A 17,315-nucleotide genomic window follows, 5' to 3' on the forward strand; every position below is an offset into this window, starting at 1 on the left:
CCCATGGTAGATGTTGTTGCGCAGGGCTCGGATGAGGGCCAGCTGGCGCAGGACTTTGTACGGTTTGCCGTCGAATCGGGCGTGCTGCGCTTCGGGGAGTTCAAGACCAAGGCCGGGCGCCTGAGCCCCTACTTCTTCAATGCCGGTCTGTTCGACGACGGCAGCAAGATGGGGCGCCTGGCCGAATTCTATGCAAAAGCCCTGATCGCCAGCGGCATCGAGTTCGACATGGTGTTCGGGCCGGCCTACAAGGGCATCCCGCTGGCCGCGACCGTGGCGGTGGAGCTGGCACGCCAGGGGCGCAATGTGCCCTTTGCCTATAACCGCAAGGAAGCCAAGGACCATGGCGAGGGGGGCACCCTGGTAGGGGCTCCGCTCCAGGGCCGGGTGCTGATCGTGGACGACGTGATGTCGGCCGGCACTGCGGCGCGCGAGTCGATTGCCCTCATCCAGGCCGCAGGCGCCACCCCCCATGCGGTGGCCATTGCGCTGGACCGCCAGGAGAAAGCCACCGAGAATGGGCTGGACGTGGAGCACAGTGCAGTGCAGTATGTGCGCCAGCAGCTTGGCATGAAGGTTTGTACTATCGCCAGGCTGGCAGACTTATTGCTGTACCTATCGCAAACAGGGGGGGCGGAGATGCGCGCCCATCACGAACGGGTTTCGGCCTACCGCGAGCGGTACGGGGTGAACGAAGGGTAACTAGTTGCACAAGACGGCGTGGCTCATTGGCGAATTGGCATTGGCAGGCCTGGCCACGGCGTCCGCGTGGGCGCAGCAGACGGGACCGGTGGGCAGCATCTACACCTGCGTGGACCGCAATGGCCGTCGGCTCACGGCCGACCGCCCCATTGCCGAATGCGTGGACCGCGAGCAGCGCGAGCTGGGCCCTTCTGGCATCGTACGGCGCCAGATTGGCCCCACGCTGACCGAGCAGGAGCGCGCCGCCCTCGAAGTGCGCCAGCGCAAGGAAGCAGAGGAACGCAGCCGCGCCCTGGAAGAACGCCGCCGCGAGCGTGCCCTGACGTCGCGCTACCCCGACAAGGCCGCGCACGACGTGGAGCGCAAGGCCGCCATCCAGATGGTGGAAGACGTGGCGGCCACGGCCCAGAAGCGCATCGTCGAGCTGCGCCAGCAACGCCAGGCCATGGACACCGAGATGGAGTTCTACAAGAAGGACCCCAACAAGGCCCCGATGACGCTGCGCCGCAAGATCGCCGAGAACGACGACAGCATTGCCGAACAGCAGCGCTTCATTGGCGGCCAGGACGACGAAAAGCGCCGTGTGCACCAGCGCTTCGACGTGGAGCTCGCACAACTGCGCAAGCTGTGGGATGAGCAGCGGGGCGTTGGCGTGCCTGGTGCTGCGAGCAGCGCCCCCCCGGCGTCCGCCGGCGGTGCCCGCTGATCAGGGCCCATTCAGGGTTCTCGGCGATGGATGCCCTCCACGCAGGGGGCGGCATCCACCGGGCGTGATCAGACAGCGAGCTTGGCGCGCAGCAGGTCGTTGACCTGTTGCGGGTTGGCCTTGCCCTTGCTGGCCTTCATGATCTGGCCCACGAGTGCGTTGAAGGCTTTGTCCTTGCCGGCGCGGAACTGGGCCACATTGTCGGCATTGGCCGCAATCACGTCGTCAATGATGCCTTCCAGGGCACCCGTGTCGTTCATCTGCTTGAGGCCCTTGGCCTCGATGATGGCGTCCACGTCGGGTGATTCCCCGGTCCACAGCGCCTCGAACACCTGCTTGGCGGCGTTGTTCGACACCGTGCCGTCGGCAATGCGGCCGATCAGCGTGCCCAGTTGGGCGGCCGACACGGGCGAGGCATCCAGCGCCATGTCGTTGGCGTTCAGGCGGCGCGAGACCTCGCCCATGATCCAGTTGCTGGCCAGCTTGGGCTGCTTGCTGGCCTGGGCTGCGGTCTCGAAATAGGCGGCCATGGCCTTGCTCTGGGTCAGCGTGGTCGCGTCGTACTCGGGCAGGCCATAGTCGGCCACGAAGCGCGCGGCCATGGCGCGCGGCAGCTCCGTCATCAGTGCGCGCTGCTCGTCCACCCACTGGCGCGAGATCTGCAGCGGCGGCAGGTCCGGGTCGGGGAAGTAGCGGTAGTCGGCCGCGTCTTCCTTGGTTCGCATGGCCTCGGTTTCGCCGGTGTCGGGGTCGAACAGCACCGTGGCCTGCTGGATGGCGCGGCCATCCTCGATCTCCTCGATCTGCCAGCGGATCTCGTAGTCGATGGCCTGCTGCATGAACTTGAAGCTGTTCAGGTTCTTGATCTCGCGGCGCGTGCCCAGGGGGGCGCCGGGCTTGCGCACCGAGACGTTGGCATCGCAGCGGAACGAGCCCTCCTGCATGTTGCCGTCGCAGATGCCGATCCAGGTCACGATCTTGTGCAGCTCGCGCGCATAGGCCACGGCCTCGTCGCTGGAGCGCATGTCGGGCTCGGTCACGATCTCCAGCAGCGGCGTGCCGGCGCGGTTCAGGTCGATGCCGCTCTGGCCGATGAAGTCCTCATGCAGCGACTTGCCCGCGTCCTCTTCAAGGTGGGCGCGCACCAGGCGCACGGTTTTCTTCTCGTCGCCGAGAAAGAACTGCACCTCGCCGCCCTGCACCACGGGGATCTCGAACTGGCTGATCTGGTAGCCCTTGGGCAGGTCGGGGTAGAAGTAGTTCTTGCGCGCGAAGATGCTCTCGGGCGCGATGTGCGAGCCCAGCGCCAGGCCGAGCTTGATGGCGCATTCCACGGCGGTGCGGTTCATCACCGGCAGCGTGCCGGGCAGGGCCAGGTCCACGGCGCAGGCCTGGGTGTTGGGTTCGGCACCGAAGGCCGTGGAGGCGCGGCTGAAGATCTTGCTCTGGGTGGCGAGCTGGGCGTGGGTTTCGAAGCCGATCACGACCTCGTAGCCGTGGATCAATTTGCTGCTGGTTGCTGTCGTCGTCGTCATGTCACAGACCTTCGGGTTGGCGCAGGTGAAAGTCGGTGGCCTGCTGCAGCCGGTGTGCTGCGTTGAGCAGGCGCGCTTCCTGGAAGTAATTGCCGATCAGCTGCAGGCCCACGGGCATGCCGCCTTCGCCAAAGCCCGCCGGCACGCTCATGCCGGGCAGGCCGGCCAGCGAGCCGGGCAGGGTGAAGATGTCGGCCAAGTAGTCGGCCAGCGGGTCGGCGCCATGCTCGCCGAGCTTCCAGGCCACGGTGGGAGCCACCGGGCCGGCGATCACGTCGCACTGCGCGAAGGCCTGCTGGAAGTCGTCGGCAATCATGCGGCGGATCTTCTGGGCCTTGAGGTAATAGGCGTCGTAGTAGCCGTGCGAGAGCACGTATGCACCGATCATGATGCGGCGCTTGGCCTCGTCGCCAAAGCCTTCGGCGCGGGTCTTCTTGTACATGTCCTCCAGGTCACCGTAGTCCTTGGCGCGGTGGCCGAACTTCACGCCGTCGAAGCGGCTCAGGTTGGACGAGGCCTCGGCCGGCGCGATGATGTAGTACACCGGGATCGAGAGTTCGGTGCGCGGCAAGCTGATGGGCACCAGCCTGGCGCCAAGCTTCTCGTATTCCTTGAGCGCAGCGTCCACCGCAGCGCGCACGTCGGGCGCCAGGCCGTCCCCGAAGAACTCGGCCGGGATGCCGATGCGCAGGCCGTCGATGGAGTCGTTCAGCGAGCGGCCGAAGTCCTCGGCGGGCATGTCGATGGAGGTCGAGTCGCGGTCCAGGTCGGGGCCGCACATGGTGGACAGCAGCAGCGCGCAGTCCTCGGCCGTGCGCGCCATGGGGCCGGCCTGGTCCAGGCTGGAGGCAAAGGCGATCATGCCGTAGCGTGAGGCGCGGCCGTAGGTGGGCTTGATGCCGGTGATGCCGCAGAACGAGGCCGGCTGGCGGATGGAGCCGCCGGTGTCGGTGCCGGTCACGGCCGGGGCCAGGCGCGCAGCCACGGCCACCGCGCTGCCGCCCGAGGAGCCACCGGGGATGCGCGAAGTATCCCAGGGGTTGCGCACCGGGGCGGGCGCGTCGAAGCCCACGGGGGCCACGGCCGAATTTTCGTTGGCCGAGCCCATGGCGAACTCGTCGCAGTTGAGCTTGCCCAGGGTCACGGCGCCGGCCTCGGCCAGCTTGCGCACCACGGTGGCGTCAAACGGGGACTGGTAGCCCGCCAGCATCTTCGAGCCGGCGGTGCTGGGGAAGTCGCGCGTGACGAAAATGTCCTTGTGGGCCAGGGGCACGCCTTCCAGCGCGCCTGCCGTACCGGCGGCAATGCGGGCATCGGCCGCACGCGCCTGGGCCAGCGTGACGTCTTCATTGACCGCCACGTAGGCGCCCAGCGACTGGTGGCTCTTGGCGCGGGCCAGGAAATGCTGGGCCGCTTCCACGGCGGAGACCTGGCGCTCGCGCAGTTGCGCGGCCAGGGCGGTGACGGTCAGATCGTGCAGGTCTGCAATTTGCTTGTTCATGCTGGCCTCAACCGATCACTTTGGGCACAAGGAACAGGCCGCGTTCCACTGCCGGGGCGCTGCGCTGGTTGGCCTCGCGCTGGTTGGGTTCGCTGGCGACGTCGTCGCGCAGGCGCAGGGCGATCTCCTGGATGGCTGCCACGGGGTGTGCCAGGGGTGTCAAGTCCCCGGTATCCACAGCGCGCATCTTCTCCACGATGTCGAAAAAGCCGTTGAGTTGTGTGAGCATGCGCTCACTTTCGCTCGCGCTCAATTCCAGTCGTGCCAGATTGGCGATGCGATCGATGTCCAGGGATGTCAGTGCCATAGGGGAAAAATTCGGGAGAAACCAGATGTAAAGCTGAAATGGGGGGTGGGACCAGGGGAGTTATTCACAGGGGATAGGGTATTATCCCGGCTTTGCCGCAATACCCTCCCTCATGCCGGTCATTGTGCGAAAAAAGCGAAATTTGACCCCGTAAACCCGGCGATGGCAGGCCGATGCGCACGCCATGCCTGAGAGGATTCTTGAATGTTCGGAGCTTTCCGTCGGTACTTCTCCACCGACCTGGCCATTGATCTTGGCACAGCCAACACCCTGATATTCGCCCGCGACAAAGGCATTGTGCTCGATGAGCCCTCTGTTGTCGCCATCCGCCACGAAGGCGGACCCCATGGAAAGAAAGTCATTCAGGCCGTAGGCCATGAAGCCAAGGCCATGCTTGGCAAGGTGCCCGGCAACATCGAAGCCATCCGGCCCATGAAGGACGGTGTGATCGCCGACTTCGTGATCACCGAGCAGATGATCAAGCAGTTCATCAAGATGGTGCACCCGCGCACGCTGTTCACCCCCAGCCCGCGCATCATCATCTGCGTGCCCTGCGGTTCCACCCAGGTCGAGCGCCGTGCCATCAAGGACGCGGCCGAGGCGGCCGGCGCCACCGCCGTCTACCTGATCGAAGAACCCATGGCTGCCGGCATCGGTGCAGGCCTTCCGGTCTCGGAAGCCAGCGGCTCCATGGTCGTGGACATCGGCGGCGGCACCACCGAAGTGGGCGTGATCTCGCTGGGCGGCATGGTCTACAAGGGCAGTGTGCGCGTGGGCGGCGACAAGTTCGACGAAGCCATCATCAGCTATATCCGCCGCAACTACGGCATGCTGATCGGCGAGCCCACGGCTGAATCCATCAAGAAGAACATCGGCTCGGCCTTCCCCGGCTCCGAAGTGCGCGAGATGGAAGTCAAGGGCCGCAACCTCAGCGAAGGCGTGCCGCGCAGCTTCACCATCTCCAGCAACGAAGTGCTGGAAGCGCTGACCGATCCGCTCAACCAGATCGTCTCGGCCGTCAAGAACGCCCTGGAACAGACCCCGCCCGAGCTAGGCGCCGACATTGCCGACCGCGGCATGATGCTGACCGGCGGCGGCGCGCTACTGCGCGACCTGGATCGCCTGCTGGCCGAGGAGACCGGCCTGCCGGTGCTGGTGGCCGAAGACCCGCTGACCTGCGTGGTGCGTGGCTGCGGCATTGCGCTGGAGCGCATGGACCGCCAGGGCAGCATTTTTACAAGCGAGTAAGTCCCCCGTGCCTGCGTGCCAGCCATGCAGGCACCCATCGCGCTGAAATGGCATGACCGCAACCGCACCGATGCTTTTTGAGCCGTGCCCCTGGCCGCGTTGGCGCGCCGTGCAGGCCCACCGCTGAGCGCCATGCCCCTGGGAACCCTGGAGCGCAGTGCGCCTCCCTTCTTCAAGCAAGGCCCCTCGGCCCTGTCGCGGCTGGCGCTTTACGGCGCGTTGGCCCTTTTCCTCATGGTGGCGGACGTGCGCTTCAAGCTGACCGGCCCGTTCCGCCAGGCCGTGTCCACCGTGCTCTACCCGGTGCAGTGGCTGATGCTGCAGCCAGTGGAGTTTGCCGGGCGCGGTGCCGGCTACTTCCAGAACCTGCAGACCGCGCAGCAGGACGCCGATGCCGCGCGCAGCAAGATGGCCCAGATGTCGCAGCGTGCGAGCCAGGCCGACCAACTGATACTGGAGAACGAGCGGCTGCGCAAGCTGCTCACGCTGCGCGAGCGGCTGACCACTTCGGCCGAGGCGGCCGAAGTGATCTATGACACCGCCGACCCCTATACCCGCCGCGTGGTGGTGGACAAGGGGCTGATGGCGGGGGTGGAACTCGGTGCGCCCGTGCTCGACGAAGCGGGCATCCTGGGCCAGGTCACACGCGTGTTCCCCATGCTCAGCGAAGTGACGCTGCTGGTCGACCGGGACCAGGCCATTCCCGTGCTCAATATCCGTACCGGTGCGCGCGGCGTGGCCTACGGGGATCCCGTGGCGGGCAACAACGGCGGTATGGAGCTGCGTTTCATGCCCGCCAATGCCGACGTGCGCGAAGGCGACCTGTTGACCACCAGTGGCGTGGACGGCCTGTACCCCCCCGGCCTGCCGGTGGCCAAGATCGTGCGCGTGGAGCGCCGGGCCGACTCGGCCTTTGCGCGCATCTACTGCGAGCCGCTGGCCCAGGTGCAAGGCGCACGCCATGTGATGGTGCTCAAGCCCCTGTCGGGACACATTCCCGAGCGGCCCGAGCCGGCCGCCCCGCCCACCGCTGGCAAGAAGGGACGCCACAAATGATCATGCCGCGCGGCCAGCCGCTGCTGCTGCCCGTCAACCCCGTCTTCATCGCCGTGAGCCTGATGGCGGGCCTGGCCATCAACATGATCCCTCTGGGGCGTGTGGTCTGGACGCCTGACCTGCTGATGCTGCTGCTGGTGTTCTGGAGCGTGCACCAGCCGCTGCGCATCGGCATGGGCACGGCCTTCCTGCTGGGCCTGTGCATGGATGTGCAGCAGTCCTCGCTGCTGGGCCAGCATGCGCTGTCGTATTCGGTGCTGGCTTTTGGCGCCATCGCCATCCACCGCCGTCTGCTGTGGTTCAGCGTGCCTTCGCAGGCGCTGCAGGTGTTGCCGCTGTTCCTCATTGCGCATTCCATCGAGTTGCTGGTGCGCGTGGTGTCGGGCGGCATTTTCCCGGGGCTGTGGGTCTTCGTGGCCCCAGTGCTCGAAGCGCTTTTGTGGCCACTGGCCAGTTGGGTATTGCTGGCGCCCCAGCGCCGCCCGCCTGATCGCGATCAGAATCGACCGCTATGAGCCTGGTGTGGACCCTCCAACGATCCGCCTGCGCTTGCCGCACGGTGGTGGGGAGGGCGCAGCGTGACTGAACTGCGCAATGCCGAAGCGGACTCGTCGCGTTTTCGCGCCCGCATCTTCACCGTCGCCTTCGTGGTGTTCCTGGCGTTCGGACTGCTGGTCGCGCGCCTGGTGTTCTTGCAGGTGGTGCGCCACGAGGACCTGGCCGCCCAGGCCGAGAGCAACCGCACGGCGGTGGTTCCCATCGTGCCCAACCGCGGCCTGATCATGGACCGCAACGGCGTGGTGCTGGCCACCAACTACGCGGCCTACACGCTGGAGATCACCCCCTCGCGCGTGGGCGTGCTGGAGGAGACCATCGAGGCCCTGTCCAAGGTGGTGGATATTCAGCAGCGCGACCGGCGGCGCTTCAAGCGCCTGCTGGAAGAGTCGCGCAACTTCGAATCCCTGCCCATCCGCACGCGCCTGACCGACCAGGAAGTGGCGCGCTTTTCCGCGCAGCGCTACCGCTTTCCCGGCGTGGACATCAAGGCCCGGCTGTTTCGCAACTACCCGCTGGGCGACGCGGGCGCCCATGCCATCGGCTACATCGGCCGCATCAACCAGACGGAAAAGGCACGCATCCAGGACTCGGACGACGAGGCCAACTACCGGGGGACCGAGTACATCGGCAAGCTCGGCGTGGAGCAGAGTTTCGAGAACATGCTGCACGGCCTGACCGGCGTGGAGCGCATGGAGACCTCGGCCGGCGGGCACGCCGTGCGGCGGCTGGCCAGCCACCCGGCCACGCCGGGCAACACGGTGATGCTGTCGCTGGACATCAAGCTGCAAAAACTCATCGAGGACATGTTCGGCGACCGCCGCGGCGCCCTGGTGGCCATCGACCCGCGCAATGGCGAGGTGCTGGCGCTGGTGAGCAAACCCACCTTTGATCCGAACCTGTTCGTCGAGGGCATCGACAGCGAAAGCTGGCAGGCGCTCAACGAGTCGATCGACAAGCCGCTGCTCAACCGCGCGCTGCGCGGCACCTACCCGCCGGGCTCCACCTACAAGCCCTTCATGGCGCTCGCGGCGCTGCAGCTGGGCAAGCGTGCGCCCAGCATGGTGGTCAACGACCCGGGTTTCTACACCTTTGGCGGCCACACCTTCCGCAGCCACGAAGGGGGCCTGGGCGGGGTGGACATGCACCGCGCCATCCAGTTCTCGAGCAACACCTATTTCTACTCGCTGGCCGTGGAGATGGGGGTCGATGCCATCCACGATTTCATGAAGCCGCTGGGCCTGGGCCAGAGCACGGGGATCGATCTCAACGGCGAGGTGCGCGGCGTGCTGCCCAGCACCACCTGGAAGCGCAATGCCTACAAGCGCCCCGAGATGAAGCGCTGGCACCCCGGCGAAACCGTGTCCCTGGGCATCGGCCAGGGCTACAACAGCTTCACCATCCTGCAGCTGGCGCAGGCCGAGGCCACGCTGGCCAACGGCGGCATCAAGTATGCGCCCCACCTCATCAAGGCCGTGCGCGACACGGTCAGCGGCACCGTGACCCCGGTGGTTCAGCCTCCGGGAGAAAACCTTGGCTACCTGCCGAAGAACGTGGAGATCGTGCGCAACGCGCTGGTGGCGGTGAACAAGGGTGGCACGGGCACGCGCATCTTTGCAGGCGCGCCCTACACGTCCGCCGGCAAGACCGGCACTGCGCAGGCCATGAGCCTGGGCCAGAACGTGCGCTACAACGCCAAGCTGCTCGAAGAGCACCAGCGCGACCACTCGCTGTTTGCGGCCTTTGCCCCGGCCGAGAACCCCCAGATCGCACTGGCCGTCATCGTCGAGAACGCCGGCTTTGGCGCTGCGGCGGCCGGCCCGATTGCGCGGCGTGTGTTCGACTACTGGCTTCAGGGCGAGTACCCGAACGATGAAGACCTTGCCGCAGTGCGCAAGGGCATCGCCGCCGCGCCCATCGGCAAGCCGCGCGCGGTGGCCGACGTAGTGATCAGCCCGCCCGCTCCCTGAGCTTCATCAGACCTTCGCGCCCGATGCTGGCGGGGCCAACTGGCTGAACACCAAGGCTGCCACGATCATTGCCGCGCCACTTACTCCCGCCCAGCCGAGCCGCTCGCCCAACAAGGCCCAGGCCGTGAGGGCGGCGAACACCGGCTCCAGTCCGAAGACGATGGCGCTGCGCATCGCATCCACGCGCTGCTGGCCCCAGGCCTGCAGGGTGACCACCACCACGCTGGCCAGCAGGCCCAGATAGACCACGGCCACCCAGGCCTCTGCGGGCAGCCGGGCCGCAGACTCCAGCCAACCCATGCCGCCCTCGCGCGCGAGAAGCAGCACGGTGGAGGCCAGGGCCATCACGCCAGCCTGCGCGGCGGCCATGCGCGTGGCGCGCAGCGGGTTGGCGGCCGTGCGCCGCGCGCACTCCTCCAGCGCCAGGATGTAGAGGGCATAGAACACGGTGCTGGCCAGCGTCAGCGTATCGCCCAGGTTCCAGGGTTCGTTCTCATGGAACATCAGCGCCATGCCCGCACAGGCCATGGCGCATGCGGCCCACAGCCGCCAGCCATAGCGCCGGCCCATCAGTGCCATGGCGATCAGCGGCACCACCAGCACGTTCAGTCCGGTCACGAAGGCATTGCGGTTGCTGCTGGTGCGCGCCAGCCCCTCGATCTGCAGCCAGAACGCCAGGAACAGCAGCAGGCCCAGTGCACAGCCCCAGCGGCGTTCATGGCGCAGCATGCCCCACCACAGCGGTGCCAGCACCGCCAGGGCAATCACGAAGCGCAGCCAGATGATCTGCAGCGCATCGAGCTGGGCGGACAGCAGCTTCATGGCGGGGAAGGTGGTGCCCCACACCGCGGTCACCACCAGCAGGGCCAACAGGCCAAAACGTTCAGATCGCATGGGCAAAAAGAAAAAAGGCTGGCCGGGGTCTCCGGCCAGCCTGTCGGGCGCAAGGGGCGCCGTGGATCAATTGAACAGGTAGCGGGCCTGCAGATTCAGGCGCAGCATGTCGCCCTTCTGGCCGTCGAAGGTGGTGCGGCGGCCGCCGATCAGCTCGCTGCCCAGTTCCACGTTCTTGATCGGCAGGTAGTACATGCCGGCGTGCCATTGGTAGAGCTTGTGGTTGCCTTCGCCGCCGTAGGCGTTCACGTAGTCGTCGCCCAGGCGGTGGCGCGAGCGCACGGCGCCCAGCGACACGGTGCCGCGCATCTTCTCGCTGAAGACGTTGCTCAGGCCGATCACGACGCCGTGCGAGCGGTCCAGGCGCACGGTGCTGCCGTCAAGCACGGGGTAGTTCGCGCCCACCAGGTAGGCGCCATCGCCATCGCCATCCAGGCGCGTGTACTGGGCCATCAGCGTGGTGGTGCCGGTGATCTTGTAGCCGGCGCCGATACCCACACCCAGGCCGCGCTTGCTGAAGCCGTCGACACGTTGCTCGTGCGAGAGCAGGCGGGCGTTCACGTTGCCCCAGTCGAAGGCCTTGTCTACGCGGGCCACGAAGTTCAGGCCCTTGGCGCCGTCGGTGGGCTCTTCGAGCGCGAACTGGAACTTGGCCAGATCGGGGTTGTTGTAGGTGTAGCGGATCTGCGCGGGGCGGCGGAAGGTGGCGCCGGGCGGGCCGTTGAAGTCCACGGTCTCGGGCAGGTTGTCCGTGTCCATGAAGGTCGACCAGGTCTGGCCGATCAGCCAGCCAGCGTATTCGCCGTAGGCGTGGCGCAGGCGCAGGCGGTTGCGGTTGCACTCGGCACCGCAATAGGCGTAGAAGTCGGCCTCGATCTTGGTGTTGAAGGTGCCGATGGAAGTCGGCGTGGAGGTCTCGAAGCCAAAGCGCGAAGTCTGCGCGGTCAGGCTGCTCTTGCCCTGGCGCGAGTCGCCCAGGGGCTGCTCCATCAGGTTCGTGAAATTGTCGCCGGGGGCCGTGCCCTTGAAGTCCTTGACCATGTTGGCTTCGGCAAAGCCGTAGACGCGGATCGAGGTCTCGCTGCCCGGCAGGCGGAAGCTGCCCGGGATATCGCCCAGCACCACGGCGTCCTTCTGCTTGAGTTCCACGGCCTCGATGCGGTCGTTCCAGGCCGATGCCGACGCCGCAGGGGCGGCGGGCGCCTGGGCCTGCTGGGCCTTGAGCTGGTTGAGCTCGGCGCGCAGGGCCTTGAGTTCGTTGCGCATTTCTTCGAAGTCCTTGGCGGACTGCGCGAAGGCCGCAGGGGGCAGGCTGCACAGGCCGGCGGCCAGCAGGGCGAGGAACGTGTGGTTCAGTTTCATGGTCACTCCGGTAGGGGCTGGTAATGGCATGGCACGGGCCTGGATCTCAGGCGCTCATGCGGCCGATGAAGGCGCGGATGCGGTCGTTGGCGGGGTTGTTGAAGAATTCGGCGGGCGCCGCGTCGTGGGCGATGCGCCCCTGGTCGAAGAACATCACACGGTCGGCCACTTCGCGGGCAAAGCCCATCTCGTGGGTCACCACGATCATGGTCATGCCGCCACGGGCCAGCTCGCGCATCACGTCGAGCACCTCCTGCACCATCTCGGGATCGAGGGCCGAGGTGGGCTCGTCGAACAGCATCACCTTGGGCTGCATGGCCAGCGCCCGCGCAATGGCCACCCGCTGCTGCTGGCCGCCCGACAGCTGCCACGGGTATTTGTGGGCATGGTCCTGCATGCCCACGCGGCGCAGCAGGGCCATGGCCTGTTCGTTGGCCTGGGCGCGCGGCGTGTTGCGTATGCGCCGGGGGGCCAGCGTCACGTTGTCCAGCACGCTCATGTGGCCGAACAGGTTGAACTGCTGGAACACCATGCCGACCTCGCTGCGCTGGCGCTGCAGCGTGGCCATGTCATCGGTCACTTCCACCCGGTCGATGGTGATGCGGCCCGAGTCGTGGGGCTCTAGCCGGTTGATGGCGCGCAGCAGCGTGCTCTTGCCCGAGCCCGAGGCCCCGATGATCACGGTGACCTCGCCGGTGTTGAACACGGTGGACACGTCGCGCAGCACCTGGTGGGTGCCAAAAGACTTGCAGACGCGGTCCACCACGATGAAGGGCGTGGGCCGGCTCATTGGTTGCGGCCTTCCACGTCGAAGCGGTATTCCACGGCGTTCGAGATCTGCGTGACCAGGGTGGTCAGCAGCAGGTAGGTGATGGCCACGGTGGAAAGGGTGGCGATGGGCTGGAAAGTGGCCGACTGGATGCGATTGCCCACGTTGGTCAGTTCCACCACGCCGATGGCATAGGCCAGCGACGAATCCTTGAGCAGTGCCACGAAGTTGCTCACCAGCGGCGGCAGCGAGATCTTGAAGGCCTGCGGGAACACCACGTCCAGGAAAACATGCAAGCGGCCCAGGCCCAGGGCCTTGGCGGCTTCGGTCTGGCCGCGCGGTACCGCCAGCAGCCCGGCGCGGATGGCCTCGGCGTTGTAGGCCCCCACGTTCAGGCCCAGGGCCAGCACGGCGGCCGCGAAGTCGGGCAGGTTCAGGCCCGGCACCAGCACCGGCAGCGCAAAGTAGACGAACAGGATCTGCACCAAGAGCGGCGTGCCGCGGATGACCCAGATGTAGAAGCCGGCCACCCAGCGCACGGCCGTCAGGCGCGAGGTGCGGGCCAGGGCTGCGCCGGTGCCCAGCACCAGGCCCACACTGCCGCTCACCAGGGTGAGCCACAGCGTGGTGCGTGCGCCGTCAGAAAACGCCTGGGCGTTGGGGCCGATGGGCTCGGGCAGGAAAGAGAGCAACCGGCCCAGCAGCGCCAGCGCCAGGACCATCAGGACGACGGCCGAGACGAGCGTGGCGTTGCTGCGCTGCTGGCGAGACCAGCGCTCGGGCCAAAGGGCAGTGAGCATGAAAACCCCTGGTGATTACAAGCGGGCTTGCTCAGTTGGTGCAGCGAACGTCTTCGTTGAAGTACTTCTTGGACAGTGCGGCATAGCTGCCGTCGGCCATCACTTCGGCCAGCGCCTTGTTCCAGCCGCCGGCCAGCGAGCTGTTGCCCTTGGCAACGGCGGCGGCGATGCGCTCGATGAACAGCATGTCGCCGAGCTTGAAGCCGGCGCCGGGGTTCTTCTCGGCCACAGCCTTGGCCACGAAGCGGTCGGTCACCCAGGCGTCCACGCGGCGCGAGTTCAGCGCGCTGCGGGCATCCACGTCGGTGGGGAAGTTCTTCATTTCCTTGATCGACGAGACCTTCTGCACGTTCTCCAGGTAGCTGGTGCCGGTCTGCACGGCCACCACCTTGCCGGCCAGGTCCTTGGCGCTCTTGATGGCCGGGTCCATGGCGATGATCATGCCGCCCGAGCAGTAGTGGGGCTCGGTGAAGGTCACGGCCTTGGCGCGCTCTTCGGTGATGCCGTGGGAGGCGATCACCAGGTCCCAGCGGTCCTGGCGCAGGCCTGTGAGCAGGGCGTCGAAGCCCAGGGTCTTCCACTGGATCGTGAGGCCCATCTTCTTGGCCACGAGCTCGGCCGTCTCCACTTCGAAGCCGGTGAGCGTGGTGCCGCTGAAGAAGTTGAAGGGAGCGAACTGTCCTTCGGTCGCGATGAGGATCTTGCCGTCCTTCTTCACCTCGTCCAGGGTCCGGGCCTGGGCGGAGAAGGCGGCGCAGAGCGCGAGGGCGGTGGCTACAGCCTTGAACAATTGCATGGGATGGGTCCTGTCCGGGGTATTTCAGGTACAAAAAATCCGGCATGCGGGTAGGCAGGCCGGAGGCTCGGGAAATGCGTCCGCAGCCATCGCGGATTGCGATGGCTGGCGTCACGAAATAGTCACCAATTATAAGGATGGGTCTTTTTCTGCCGCCACAGGGGGCGCCCTACAAAAGCCGGTTGTAGGCCAATTCACAACAGGTTTTAGAGAAGGCTCCCGAACTTTTCCAAGTGCTGGTAGTCGCGCGGGCGCCCTTTGCAGCGCGCGCTCAGCGCAGAAAGGCGTCGTAGCCTGTCTTGAGGATCAGCGCCCCCACCACCACGATGAAGATGCCGCGCACGAAGCCCGTGCCGTGCTTGAGCGCCATGTGCGTGCCGATCAGGCTGCCCACCACATTGGCCACGGCCAGCGTCACCGCAAAATGCCACCAGACATGGCCCTTGGCGGCAAACAGGGCGATGGCCGCCACGTTGGTGGCCGTGTTGAGCAGCTTGGCCGACGCCGAGGCATTGAGGAAGTCGTACCCGAGCAGCCGCACGAACAGGAACACGAAGAAGCTGCCCGTGCCCGGCCCGAAGAAACCGTCATAGAAGCCGATGGCCAGACCGATCAGGCTGGCGGCCGCTATTTCAGCGCGCCCGGCGAAGCGCGGCGTGTGGTGGCGCCCCATGTCCTTCCTGGCCAGCGTGTAGGCCAGCACGCCCAGCAGCACCAGGGGGAGCAGCCGGCGCAGGAACTCGGGCGAGATGACCGTGACGGCCCAGGCCCCTGCGAACGAGCCGGCAAACCCGGCGGCTGCGGCCGGCAGCAGGGAGCTCCAGCGCAGTTGCACGCGGCGGCTGTACTGCCAGGTGGCCATGGCCGTACCCCAGACGCCCGCCGCCTTGTTGGTGCCCAGCAGCGTGGCAGGAGGTGCCACGGGAAACGCGGCGAACAGCGCCGGCACCATCACCAGGCCGCCGCCGCCCACAATCGCGTCCACAAAGCCTGCCAGCAGCGAGGCGAGGGTGATGAAAATCCATTCCATCCCCCTGATTTTCGCACCCACCCAGCTACGGTTTTGGTAGCGAAGGCATTCCCCGAGCGGAAAGAAAAAAGGCGCTGGGATTGCCAGCGCCTGAAAAGGGGGTGCACCTCGTTGGGTGCTTTATTGGGTTGTTGCTTGTAGGGATGTCTCCTCGGCCCCTCGTCCAGCACACCAGGGCGCGCTTTCGAGTGACGGTACTGTAACGGCGGCACCCGCTTGGTGCATTGGGGGTTTCCCGCCCCCTTTTGGGGGGCGAATCGGGCCGAAAGACGCCCTGGATGCCCCAAATGCGATTTTTTGCTTGGCATGCCTTGTGCACTGTGTCTTGTAACAAATTGCGAAAAGGGAGCTTCCACATGCGGGCAGTCATCCATGGGTTCGTCACGGTCGTGGCCTTGTGCCTCGGGCTTTGCACCGCAACGGTCTGGGCGCAGGCGCCCGCCCCCGAGGCCGCCGCAACGGCAGCCGCACCGGCACCCGCTCCCTTGACGCGCCCCGGCCTGGTGGCCAAGGAGTCCATCAATGCCGCGGACACCGCCTGGATGATGACCTCGACGGCGCTGGTGCTGCTCATGACGCTGCCGGGCATCGCCCTGTTCTACGCGGGCATGGTGCGCCGCAAGAACGTACTCAACACCATGGCCAGCGTGGTCGCCATTGCCGCGCTGGTGAGCCTGCTGTGGTTTGCCATCGGCTACTCGTGGGCGTTCACGCCGGGCAGCGCCTGGCTGGGCGGTACCGAGCGCATGGCATTTGCCGGGTTCGACTTCCAGCTGGCCGCGGGCAAGCTGTCGGTGAGCCATGTGGCACCGGCCATCCCCGAATCGGTCTACGCCATGTTCCAGCTGACCTTTGCCATCATCACGGCGGCGCTGCTGGTGGGGGCCGTCGTCGAGCGCATGCGCTTTTCCGCGATGCTGCTGTTCATCAGCCTGTGGACGGTGTTCATCTACGCGCCCGTGGCGCACTGGGTCTGGGAGCCGGGCGGCTGGCTGGCGCAGATGGGGGCGCTCGACTTTGCCGGGGGCTCCGTGGTGCATGTGAATGCCGGCGTGGCCGGCCTGGTGTGCGCCTGGTTCCTGGGGCGGCGCAGCGGCTATGGGCGCGAACCCTTCGAACCCTACAGCCTGGCGCTGACCATGGTGGGCGCGGGCATGCTCTGGGTGGGCTGGTTCGGCTTCAACGCGGGCTCGGCCGTGGCGGCCGATGGCCGGGCGGGGCTGGCCATGGCCGTAACCCATGTGGCCGCTGCCGCGGGCGCGCTGTCCTGGATGCTGGGCGAGGCGGTCATGCGCGGTCGTCCCTCCTTGCTGGGCCTGTGCTCGGGCCTGGTGGCCGGGTTGGTGGCCATCACGCCGGCTGCCGGTTTCGTCACCCTGCGCTCGGCCGTTGTCATCGGGCTGGTGGCGGGCCTGGCCTGCTACTGGGGCGCGACGGGGCTCAAGCGCCTGCTGCGAGCCGACGATTCGCTGGACGTGTTCGGGGTGCATGGCATCGGCGGCATCGTGGGTTCGCTGCTCACGGGCGTGCTGGCCAGCCGCACGGTCGGTGGTGTCGCGGGCAGCCTCTGGACCCAGGCCATCGGCGTGGGGGCCGTGATGCTGTTCAGCCTGGTGGGCACGGCACTGCTGCTGTGGATCACCAACCTCGTGCTCGGCCTGCGCGTGGACGAGCAAAGCGAGCAAGTGGGCCTGGATATTGCACAGCACCGGGAACGCCTGGGTCAGTAGGTCTCCCAATGTTCTGAGGAGTTCACCATCATGCAGGACAGCGACAAACTCGCCATCGCAGCGCACCTGCACGTGCTGCTGCGCCGCAAGACCGGCCGGGTGACCGACACCGAGTGGATGGCAGCCAACGCAGAGTACGCGATGGAGATCGTGCGCTTCGCGCGCCAGCACGCGGTCGAAGACGGCGTGCCCGAACTTGCCGAATGGGCCGAACGGCTCGACCGCGCCGTGCACGAACCGGCCCCTGCGCCACAACGGCGTCCCTTGCTGGAGACCGCCGGCCAGGCGGTGCGCCAGCGCCTGGCGCCTGCACCGGTGGTCGAAGTGCCCCGCTATGTCGGTGGCATCCGCTGA

17 protein-coding genes are annotated in these 17,315 nt (G+C 66.7%); 8 read left to right on the forward strand and 9 right to left on the reverse strand.

Annotation, left to right across the window (positions count from 1 at the left end; all coding sequences use genetic code 11):
• Nucleotides 1–3: 3 nt before the first annotated feature.
• Both pyrE and ACSQ3Y_RS03630 read left to right on the forward strand, forming a co-directional pair.
• Nucleotides 4–702, forward strand: a complete 699-nt coding sequence (gene pyrE, locus ACSQ3Y_RS03625) for an orotate phosphoribosyltransferase (protein ID WP_057202624.1) — start codon at nt 4–6, stop codon at nt 700–702.
• A gap of 4 nt (nt 703–706) precedes the next feature.
• Nucleotides 707–1,408: a hypothetical protein gene (locus ACSQ3Y_RS03630; RefSeq protein ID WP_057202623.1), complete on the forward strand. Its 702-nt coding sequence runs from the start codon at nt 707–709 to the stop codon at nt 1,406–1,408.
• Nucleotides 1,409–1,476: 68 nt separating this feature from the next.
• On the opposite strand, the gene gatB is transcribed toward ACSQ3Y_RS03630, so the two are convergent.
• Genes gatB through gatC form a run of 3 tightly spaced genes read right to left on the reverse strand, consistent with a single transcriptional unit; the run spans nt 1,477 to nt 4,751 of the window.
• Complete coding sequence (gene gatB / locus ACSQ3Y_RS03635; RefSeq protein ID WP_436176475.1) at nt 1,477–2,943, reverse strand: Asp-tRNA(Asn)/Glu-tRNA(Gln) amidotransferase subunit GatB; 1,467 nt, start codon at nt 2,941–2,943, stop codon at nt 1,477–1,479.
• Between the two features lies 1 nt (nt 2,944).
• The gene (gene gatA, locus ACSQ3Y_RS03640) at nt 2,945–4,444 is read right to left on the reverse strand and encodes an Asp-tRNA(Asn)/Glu-tRNA(Gln) amidotransferase subunit GatA (RefSeq protein WP_057266617.1); all 1,500 of its coding nucleotides are present in this window, start codon (nt 4,442–4,444) and stop codon (nt 2,945–2,947) included.
• 7 nt (nt 4,445–4,451) lie between these two features.
• Nucleotides 4,452–4,751 (reverse strand): Asp-tRNA(Asn)/Glu-tRNA(Gln) amidotransferase subunit GatC, encoded by a 300-nt coding sequence (gene gatC / locus ACSQ3Y_RS03645; RefSeq protein WP_057202620.1) that lies wholly within the window; start codon nt 4,749–4,751, stop codon nt 4,452–4,454.
• 204 nt (nt 4,752–4,955) lie between these two features.
• Here gatC and ACSQ3Y_RS03650 point away from each other — a divergent pair, with 204 nt between their 5' ends.
• The 4 genes from ACSQ3Y_RS03650 to mrdA all read left to right on the forward strand — a co-directional run bounded on the left by ACSQ3Y_RS03650 (nt 4,956) and on the right by mrdA (nt 9,580).
• Nucleotides 4,956–5,999 carry a rod shape-determining protein gene (locus ACSQ3Y_RS03650; RefSeq protein WP_007858125.1) on the forward strand — a complete coding sequence of 348 codons (1,044 nt, stop codon included), beginning with the start codon at nt 4,956–4,958 and terminating at the stop codon, nt 5,997–5,999.
• Nucleotides 6,000–6,131: 132 nt separating this feature from the next.
• Nucleotides 6,132–7,055: a rod shape-determining protein MreC gene (mreC, locus tag ACSQ3Y_RS03655; RefSeq protein WP_057202727.1), complete on the forward strand. Its 924-nt coding sequence runs from the start codon at nt 6,132–6,134 to the stop codon at nt 7,053–7,055.
• The gene (mreD, locus tag ACSQ3Y_RS03660; protein WP_057202619.1) at nt 7,052–7,570 is read left to right on the forward strand and encodes a rod shape-determining protein MreD; all 519 of its coding nucleotides are present in this window, start codon (nt 7,052–7,054) and stop codon (nt 7,568–7,570) included. Before mreC ends, mreD begins: the two co-directional genes overlap by 4 nt.
• A gap of 63 nt (nt 7,571–7,633) precedes the next feature.
• Nucleotides 7,634–9,580 carry a penicillin-binding protein 2 gene (gene mrdA, locus ACSQ3Y_RS03665; RefSeq protein WP_057202618.1) on the forward strand — a complete coding sequence of 649 codons (1,947 nt, stop codon included), beginning with the start codon at nt 7,634–7,636 and terminating at the stop codon, nt 9,578–9,580.
• Between the two features lie 6 nt (nt 9,581–9,586).
• On the opposite strand, the gene ACSQ3Y_RS03670 is transcribed toward mrdA, so the two are convergent.
• From ACSQ3Y_RS03670 to ACSQ3Y_RS03695, 6 genes are all read right to left on the reverse strand, one after another.
• Entirely contained in the window at nt 9,587–10,474 is an 888-nt protein-coding gene (locus tag ACSQ3Y_RS03670) for a DMT family transporter (RefSeq protein ID WP_436176476.1), read from the reverse strand.
• Nucleotides 10,475–10,540: 66 nt separating this feature from the next.
• A complete protein-coding gene (locus tag ACSQ3Y_RS03675; protein ID WP_436176477.1) occupies nt 10,541–11,836 on the reverse strand; it encodes a DcaP family trimeric outer membrane transporter in 1,296 nt (431 codons plus the stop codon).
• Between the two features lie 46 nt (nt 11,837–11,882).
• Nucleotides 11,883–12,626 (reverse strand): amino acid ABC transporter ATP-binding protein, encoded by a 744-nt coding sequence (locus tag ACSQ3Y_RS03680; RefSeq protein WP_436176478.1) that lies wholly within the window; start codon nt 12,624–12,626, stop codon nt 11,883–11,885.
• The gene (locus tag ACSQ3Y_RS03685) at nt 12,623–13,405 is read right to left on the reverse strand and encodes an amino acid ABC transporter permease (RefSeq protein WP_057202614.1); all 783 of its coding nucleotides are present in this window, start codon (nt 13,403–13,405) and stop codon (nt 12,623–12,625) included. The genes ACSQ3Y_RS03680 and ACSQ3Y_RS03685 overlap by 4 nt, the downstream gene beginning before the upstream one ends.
• Before the next feature lie 31 nt (nt 13,406–13,436).
• Nucleotides 13,437–14,201 carry an ABC transporter substrate-binding protein gene (locus ACSQ3Y_RS03690; protein WP_057266613.1) on the reverse strand — a complete coding sequence of 255 codons (765 nt, stop codon included), beginning with the start codon at nt 14,199–14,201 and terminating at the stop codon, nt 13,437–13,439.
• Between the two features lie 271 nt (nt 14,202–14,472).
• The gene (locus ACSQ3Y_RS03695; RefSeq protein WP_436176479.1) at nt 14,473–15,231 is read right to left on the reverse strand and encodes a sulfite exporter TauE/SafE family protein; all 759 of its coding nucleotides are present in this window, start codon (nt 15,229–15,231) and stop codon (nt 14,473–14,475) included.
• A 356-nt stretch (nt 15,232–15,587) separates the two neighbouring features.
• Here ACSQ3Y_RS03695 and ACSQ3Y_RS03700 point away from each other — a divergent pair, with 356 nt between their 5' ends.
• Together ACSQ3Y_RS03700 and ACSQ3Y_RS03705 are read left to right on the forward strand one after the other, a co-directional pair.
• Nucleotides 15,588–16,961 (forward strand): ammonium transporter, encoded by a 1,374-nt coding sequence (locus tag ACSQ3Y_RS03700; protein ID WP_436176480.1) that lies wholly within the window; start codon nt 15,588–15,590, stop codon nt 16,959–16,961.
• Nucleotides 16,962–16,991: 30 nt separating this feature from the next.
• Nucleotides 16,992–17,315, forward strand: a complete 324-nt coding sequence (locus tag ACSQ3Y_RS03705) for a hypothetical protein (RefSeq protein WP_436176481.1) — start codon at nt 16,992–16,994, stop codon at nt 17,313–17,315.

The organism is Acidovorax sp. LjRoot66 (assembly GCF_964253305.1).
Taxonomy (GTDB): domain Bacteria; phylum Pseudomonadota; class Gammaproteobacteria; order Burkholderiales; family Burkholderiaceae_C; genus Acidovorax.

What these genes read in the sequence shown, in the direction of transcription:
- gatB (WP_436176475.1), bottom strand. Translation starts at nt 2,943, where the DNA reads ATGACGACGACGACAGCAACCAGCAGCAAATTGATCCACGGCTACGAG.
- gatA (WP_057266617.1), bottom strand. Translation starts at nt 4,444, where the DNA reads ATGAACAAGCAAATTGCAGACCTGCACGATCTGACCGTCACCGCCCTG.
- ACSQ3Y_RS03680 (WP_436176478.1), bottom strand. Translation starts at nt 12,626, where the DNA reads ATGAGCCGGCCCACGCCCTTCATCGTGGTGGACCGCGTCTGCAAGTCT.
- mreD (WP_057202619.1), top strand. Translation starts at nt 7,052, where the DNA reads ATGATCATGCCGCGCGGCCAGCCGCTGCTGCTGCCCGTCAACCCCGTC.
- ACSQ3Y_RS03690 (WP_057266613.1), bottom strand. Translation starts at nt 14,201, where the DNA reads ATGCAATTGTTCAAGGCTGTAGCCACCGCCCTCGCGCTCTGCGCCGCC.
- ACSQ3Y_RS03670 (WP_436176476.1), bottom strand. Translation starts at nt 10,474, where the DNA reads ATGCGATCTGAACGTTTTGGCCTGTTGGCCCTGCTGGTGGTGACCGCG.
- ACSQ3Y_RS03650 (WP_007858125.1), top strand. Translation starts at nt 4,956, where the DNA reads ATGTTCGGAGCTTTCCGTCGGTACTTCTCCACCGACCTGGCCATTGAT.
- gatC (WP_057202620.1), bottom strand. Translation starts at nt 4,751, where the DNA reads ATGGCACTGACATCCCTGGACATCGATCGCATCGCCAATCTGGCACGA.
- ACSQ3Y_RS03700 (WP_436176480.1), top strand. Translation starts at nt 15,588, where the DNA reads ATGCGGGCAGTCATCCATGGGTTCGTCACGGTCGTGGCCTTGTGCCTC.
- mreC (WP_057202727.1), top strand. Translation starts at nt 6,132, where the DNA reads ATGCCCCTGGGAACCCTGGAGCGCAGTGCGCCTCCCTTCTTCAAGCAA.
- ACSQ3Y_RS03675 (WP_436176477.1), bottom strand. Translation starts at nt 11,836, where the DNA reads ATGAAACTGAACCACACGTTCCTCGCCCTGCTGGCCGCCGGCCTGTGC.
- ACSQ3Y_RS03685 (WP_057202614.1), bottom strand. Translation starts at nt 13,405, where the DNA reads ATGCTCACTGCCCTTTGGCCCGAGCGCTGGTCTCGCCAGCAGCGCAGC.
- ACSQ3Y_RS03705 (WP_436176481.1), top strand. Translation starts at nt 16,992, where the DNA reads ATGCAGGACAGCGACAAACTCGCCATCGCAGCGCACCTGCACGTGCTG.
- ACSQ3Y_RS03695 (WP_436176479.1), bottom strand. Translation starts at nt 15,231, where the DNA reads ATGGAATGGATTTTCATCACCCTCGCCTCGCTGCTGGCAGGCTTTGTG.
- pyrE (WP_057202624.1), top strand. Translation starts at nt 4, where the DNA reads ATGGTAGATGTTGTTGCGCAGGGCTCGGATGAGGGCCAGCTGGCGCAG.